The 6,000-nt window shown below is 69.7% G+C and carries 5 protein-coding genes; all 5 read right to left on the bottom strand.

The window, feature by feature from the left end:
* Positions 1–37: 37 nt before the first annotated feature.
* Positions 38–1,159 carry a nitronate monooxygenase family protein gene (locus tag ABZ319_RS25850; protein WP_354989069.1) on the bottom strand — a complete coding sequence of 374 codons (1,122 nt, stop codon included), beginning with the start codon at positions 1,157–1,159 and terminating at the stop codon, positions 38–40.
* Between the two features lie 139 nt (positions 1,160–1,298).
* Entirely contained in the window at positions 1,299–1,706 is a 408-nt protein-coding gene (locus tag ABZ319_RS25845; RefSeq protein WP_354989068.1) for an NUDIX domain-containing protein, read from the bottom strand.
* A 187-nt stretch (positions 1,707–1,893) separates the two neighbouring features.
* Positions 1,894–3,111: an FAD-dependent oxidoreductase gene (locus ABZ319_RS25840; protein ID WP_354989067.1), complete on the bottom strand. Its 1,218-nt coding sequence runs from the start codon at positions 3,109–3,111 to the stop codon at positions 1,894–1,896.
* Between the two features lie 65 nt (positions 3,112–3,176).
* Positions 3,177–4,316 carry a serine hydrolase domain-containing protein gene (locus ABZ319_RS25835; RefSeq protein ID WP_354989066.1) on the bottom strand — a complete coding sequence of 380 codons (1,140 nt, stop codon included), beginning with the start codon at positions 4,314–4,316 and terminating at the stop codon, positions 3,177–3,179.
* Between the two features lie 154 nt (positions 4,317–4,470).
* Complete coding sequence (locus ABZ319_RS25830) at positions 4,471–5,904, bottom strand: MFS transporter (RefSeq protein WP_354989065.1); 1,434 nt, start codon at positions 5,902–5,904, stop codon at positions 4,471–4,473.
* Positions 5,905–6,000: the final 96 nt, after the last annotated feature.

Raw genomic sequence — 6,000 nt, 5'->3', positions numbered from 1 at the left:
CGCGCAAGGCGACCGGGCCGTTCGTGCGTGAGCTACGTCAGGCGTTGTTGAGCTTGTTCAGCCGCTCGCACGAATCCAGGTACTCCTGGATCAGGCGCTGCACGACCTCGGTCGACCGCTCGACCTTGTTCATCTGGCCGACGACCTGGCCGACCGGGTTGAAGTTCACGTCCTTGGCGGCCTCGGGGTAGCGGTGGCCGCGCTTGACGCCGTCGAGGGCGACCATCATCTGCAGCGGCATGCCCAGCGGAGCCGGGGTGTCCTCGCGGTCCCACGCCTCGGTCCAGTCGTTCTTGAGCATGCGGCAGGGCTTGCCCGTCCAGGACCGCGAGCGCACGGTGTCCGAGCTGGTGGCGTCGATGTAGGTCTGCATCTGGGCGGGCGGCACGTTGGCCTCCTCCACGGTCAGCCACAGCGAGCCGGTCCACGCGCCCTGCGCGCCCATGGCCAGCGCGGCGGCGACCTGACGGCCGTTGCCGATGCCGCCCGCGGCCAGCGCGGGCATGTCGCCGATGGCGTCCACGACCTGCGGCCACAGCACCATCGAGGCGATCTCGCCGCAGTGGCCGCCGCCCTCGGTGCCCTGCATGACCACGAAGTCCAGGCCCGCGTTCTTGTGGTTCATGGCGTGCTTGACCGAGCCGCACAGCGCGCCGATCAGGCGGCCGGAATCCTGGATGGTCTTGATGACGTCATCGGGCGGGGTGCCCAGCGCGTTGGCGACCAGCTTGGCCTTGGGGTGCTTGAGAATGACCTCGATCTGCGGGGCGACCGTGGTGGCGGTCCAGCCCAGCAGCTGGTTGTGCCGCTCGCCCTCGGGCAGCTGCGGAACGTTGTGGTCCTCGAGGATCTTCTGCGCGAAATCGCGGTGGCCCTGCGGAACGAGCTTGGCGAGTTGGGCTTCCAACTCCTCGGGGGTCAGGTTCTCGACGCCCTTGCCCTCGTACTTCGACGGGATGACCAGGTCCACGCCGTAGACGCCCTGTACATGCTCATCGAGCCAGGCCAGTTCGACCTCGAGCTGCTCGGCGGTGAAACCGACCGCGCCGAGCACGCCGAGCCCGCCGGCATTGCTGACCGCGGCGGCCACATCGCGGCAATGGGTGAACGCGAAGATGGGGACATCGATGCCCAGGCGATCGCAGATCTCGGTACGCATGTGGTGGGGGCTCCTCTAACTTCCCGGCACTGGAATGTTCTGCCCATCACACTAGAACATGTTCTACATTCAGACCAGTCTCTCGATGACTACCCACCGGTACCTGTCAACAACATGTTCTAGTAACCGGATTCTGTTTTCAGCGATTCAGCAGCCCCGCGGCCACCAGATCGTCGAACAGGAGCTGGTCGACCGGGGGCACCCGGGGCCGGTCCGAGTAGTCGAACCAGTCGATCTCCTCGATCTCGCTGCTGACCGCGATCGTGCCCGTGTAGTCGGCCGTATAGCAGGCCATGCGGACCAGCGCGCCGGGGATCGGGGCTTCGTAGGTGCCAGCGTGCGCCACGGTTCCGGGCAGCACCTCGACGGTCAGCTCCTCGCGGATCTCCCGGACGAGGGTCTCCAGATCCGTCTCGGCCCCTTCCCTTTTCCCGCCGGGGATATAGAACTCGTCCTTCCCGGCGGGCCGCCCGCACAGAATTCGCCCGTCCCGGATCAACACCCAGGCCACGGTGTCGATCAGCCGCTGCTCTCGTTCGGTCCGCATCCCCGCACCCTATCGGCGCGCCGGGCGGGGCTACGACCGTGGCCGACCCGTCCGAGCGGAAGTCGGCGCAGCTCGACGGCGGCCAGAGTCCGAGGGCGGTGCCGGGCAGGGACTCGCGTGGGTGCGCACGTCGCCGACGCGGTTCGTGTACGCGGCGACGGATCTGCCTCGGCGATGGCTCTCGCGATCACGGCCGGGCGAAGGCGGGCGCCCTTTCGGGCCGGAGTCCGATGCCGCCGACATAGGCGGAGATTCCGGCCAGCACAGGGAACCGATCGATGATGCGCAGCGGGGTGGGTGCGCCGGTGAGGGTGCCGTCCAGGGCGGGTTCGAGCAGGAGTTCGTGTTCGTTCAGCTGGGATTTCTGGGTCATCGCTGTCGGAAAGTGGCGGCGGCGTTGCACTTTGGCCAGGTCGGCGGAGGTGAGACGGCCGGACAGCAGCGGGGCTGCCAGGATGCGGGCGGCGGCCACCGCGTCCTGGATGGCCAGGTTCACCCCGACCCCGCCGACCGGGGACATGGTGTGCGCGGCGTCGCCCAGGCAGAGCAGACCGGGGGCGTGCCAGGTCGGCAGCCGGCCCATGGTCACCTCGAGGAGTTTGACGTCGTCCCAGGAGCGCACGGCCGCCAGGGCCTCGGGGGTCCAGTCGAAGAGGTCCGCCAGTTCGTCGCGCAGCCACCGGATGTCGCGGGCGCGCAGCTTGGCGTCGGAGCCCTTCGGGATGAGGTAGGAGGTCTGGTAATAGTCGCCGCGATCCAGGGTCACCGCCGCGCGCCCGGCGTCGAAGCGCGCGAAAACCTGTGCTGTTCCGGCGGTGTCGGCGGCGGTGGGCACGCGCAGCCACCACACGTCCATGGGGACCTCGAACATGTCCTGCCGGAGTCCGGCGGCGGCGCGGGCGGCGGAATCGCGCCCGTCACAGGCCAGCACCAGCGCGGTGTCCAGGGTTTCGGTGCTGCCGTCGGGGTTTCGCAGGTGTGCGCCGGTGATGCGGCCGGATTCGACGCGCAGGCCGGTGAATTCGGTGGCCATGCGCAGGGTGAAGGTGGGTTCGGCCGATGCCGCCTCGGCGAGCAGGTCCAGGAAATCCCACTGCGGCACCATGGCTATGTAGCGATGACGGCCGGGCAGGCGGCGGAAATCCGCGACCACGAGGGTGTCGCCCGCGATGCGCATGCGCATCTGCTCGAGTTTGCGATGCGGGAGCCGGGCGAAGCGCTCCCCCAGTCCGAGCTCGTCCAGCAGTCGCAGGGTCGAGGGGTGCACGGTGTCGCCGCGGAAGTCGCGCAGGAAGTCCGCGTGCTTCTCCACGACGGTGACCCGCACCCCCGCCCGGGCGAGCAGCAGGCCCGCCATCATTCCCGCCGGACCGCCGCCGACCACGCAGACCTGTTCGTATGTCATTGCCCCGCCCCCTGTTTCGCGCAGTTGTCGTCGAACTCGCGTTGTCTACTACATCTAGTAGTACCTTACGGGCACAGGGCGTGACTGACCAGAGCCTGCACATCCGGTTCCCGTTCCGGGGATTCGGTCAGGGTGATGGTCACCGCCCGGCCGTCGCGGGAGGCGCCGGCGACGGTGACATAGCCGGCGATGCCGCCGGTGCGGCCGAAATACTGCGCGCCGCAGTCGAGTTCGGTGCCGCCTATGCCGAGGCCGTACCACATCGAGCCGCCCGGTTCCTGCGGCTCGCCCGCGAGCATCTGCTCCAGCTGCGCGGGAGCCACGACCTTCCCCGCCAGCAGATCGAGATAGAAGCGATTGAGATCGGCCCCGGTCGATACGAGCGCGCCGGCCGCCCACGGTACGGACGGCTCGGACCGGGTCACGTCGGTGCGCACCCCGTCGATGGTCGCGTAGCCGTGCGGGTGCGGGCCGCGGATGTCCAGCTCGCCCGGGTTCGGCAGGTAGGTGCCGGTCAACTGGGTCGGCACGGTGATGCGTCCGGTCAGCTCGTCGGTGTAGGCGCGGCCGGTGACCTTCTCGATCAGCATGGCGGCCACGGTGTAGTTGGTGTTCGTGTACTCGAACCGCGCGCCCGGGGCGAACCGCGCGGGATTGCGGAGCGCGATCCGGATCTCCTCCGCCGGGGTGAAGACGCGTCCCTCGACGCCGGCGCGGTATTCGTCGATCTCCGGCGCGTCCGCGAATTCCGGGAGGCCGCTGCGATGCTGGAGTATCTGCCGCACGGTGATGGCGTGGGCGTCGATGCCGTTGCCGGTCAGCAGGCCGGGCAGGTAGGTGTCGATCGGCTCGTCCAGTCGCACACGGCCCTCCGCGGCCAGTTGCAGGACGATCGCGGCCACGAAGGTTTTCGAGATGCTGCCGACCCGGACCTCCTGGTGCGGCGACAGCGGAATCGGCTCGCCGGTGGCGCGATCGGCGACCCCGGCGGTGAGGGTGAGGGTCTGGCCGTTCTCGGTGAGGGTGGCGATGGCGCCGGCGAGCCCGGTGCGCACGAGGGCGTCGATGTCGGCGCGGATCTGCTCGACGCGGCTCACCGCGACCACCGACGGGGTGGTGGTCAGGGCGGTGGGCGGACTGTCGGTGGCCACGGTCGAGCATCCCGCCACCAACGCCAGCACCGGAATCGCCCAGAGAGATCGCATGCTTCGACGGTAGGAAACCGGCGGCCTCGGCGGAATCCGGAGAACCCCTGATCCCTGCCCTGAGAGAGCCGCTGGATTTACCCCTCCCCGGGCGGATGCGCGGGTGCGCCGCCACCCCCGCGGGGATGACGGCGCACTACTGCTCGGTGTCGTGTCAGCCCTTCGCGGCGACCGTCGAAACCGGTTGTGCCGGAGCATCAGTGGGTCGCGGCAGCCGGGCCGCGAGACCGATCAGCCCCGCCGCCACCGCCGCGCCCGCGACGACGTACCAGCCGCGCTGGAAGGCCTGCAGTGTCGCGTCCGCGCCCTCGGGCGCGCCCACCACCGCGACGAAAACCGCGACGCCGATGGCCAATCCGATCTGGCGGGCCATGCTCAGGACGGCGGAACCGGTGGCGAAGCGCTGCGGCGGGAGCCCCGCGGTGCCCGCCGCGAAGCTGGTCGGGAGTGTGAGTCCGACCCCGACGCCGGTCAGCACCATGCCGCCGAGCAGTCCGCCCGCGAAGTTCGGTTCCAGCGTGACCGCCGCTGTCCACCACAGGATTCCGGCCGCGAACGTCACGCCGCCGGCGGCGATGACCGGGCCCGGGCCCCAGCGTGCGATGAGTCGCCCGGCCAGTATCGCCACCGGGGGCACCATGAGGGGGCCGGGCGCGATGGCGAGGCCGGACTGCAATGCCGACCAGCCCCAGACGTTCTGGGCCCACAGCACCGCCGAGAGCAGCATGCCCGCGAAGGCGACGTTGAACAGCAGTGAATTGCCGATCATGAGACCGAAGTTCGGCAGGCGCAGGAGCGCGGGATCGAGCACCGGGCTGTGATGCCGGCGCGAGGAGATCGCGAATGCGATCGCCAGCACGACCGCCGCCACGAACCCGCCGATCGTCGCCGGCGACGCCCAGCCCCAGTCCTCGCCCTTGACCAGCGCGAGAATCAGCGCGGCGACCGATCCGACCAGCGCGAGGGCGCCGAACCCGTCGGGGAGCCGGCCGCCCGTACCCGCGGGGTTGGGCAGCAGTCGCCATCCGACGATCAGCGCGGCGATGCCGATGGGCACGTTCACCAGGAACACCCAGCGCCACTGCACTTCGACCAGCAATCCACCCAGCACGGGTCCGAGCGCGGCGCCGAGGCCGCCGAAGGCCACCCACAGCCGGACCGCCGCGGCCCGGCGTTCGGGCGGGGTCGCGGCCAGGACGAGTCCGAGTGAGGCGGGGGTCAGCAGGGCGCCGCCCACCGCCTGGAGTACTCGAAAGCCCACGAGCGCACCGGTATTCCAGGCCACCGCGCACAGCGCCGAGCCGAGCACGAAGATGCCGAGCCCGAGCAGGAAGACGTTCTTGTTCCCGTTCCGGTCCCCCAGCCTGCCCGCGGGCACCAGCAGCGCGGCGAAGACGATGGCGTAGGCGTTCAGCACCCAGGACAGCCCGGAGATCTCCGCCCCGGCGAAGTCCACCGCGATCTCCGGCAATGCCACGTTGACGATGAACAGGTCCAGGCTCGACAGCAGCACGCCGATGGCCACGATGCCGAGCACGGTCCTGCCCTGCTTCGCCTGCCGATCCTGTTGTTCCACAGCGTTGTTCACGATCTCTCCCCATCGAGCAGACGGCCCGGCGGGCCAGTGAGTTGCATCATGCAACGAACCATAGGCCAGTGAGTTCTTTGAAGCAACCGACTATGC

The sequence above is a fragment of the Nocardia sp. NPDC005978 genome (assembly GCF_040614455.1).
Taxonomy (GTDB): domain Bacteria; phylum Actinomycetota; class Actinomycetes; order Mycobacteriales; family Mycobacteriaceae; genus Nocardia.
This window is presented reverse-complemented; position numbering and strand designations above follow the sequence as displayed.

Excerpts from the sequence above, each read along its gene's own strand:
- ABZ319_RS25850 (WP_354989069.1), bottom strand. The coding sequence starts at position 1,159 with ATGCGTACCGAGATCTGCGATCGCCTGGGCATCGATGTCCCCATCTTC.
- ABZ319_RS25840 (WP_354989067.1), bottom strand. The coding sequence starts at position 3,111 with ATGACATACGAACAGGTCTGCGTGGTCGGCGGCGGTCCGGCGGGAATG.
- ABZ319_RS25835 (WP_354989066.1), bottom strand. The coding sequence starts at position 4,316 with ATGCGATCTCTCTGGGCGATTCCGGTGCTGGCGTTGGTGGCGGGATGC.
- ABZ319_RS25845 (WP_354989068.1), bottom strand. The coding sequence starts at position 1,706 with ATGCGGACCGAACGAGAGCAGCGGCTGATCGACACCGTGGCCTGGGTG.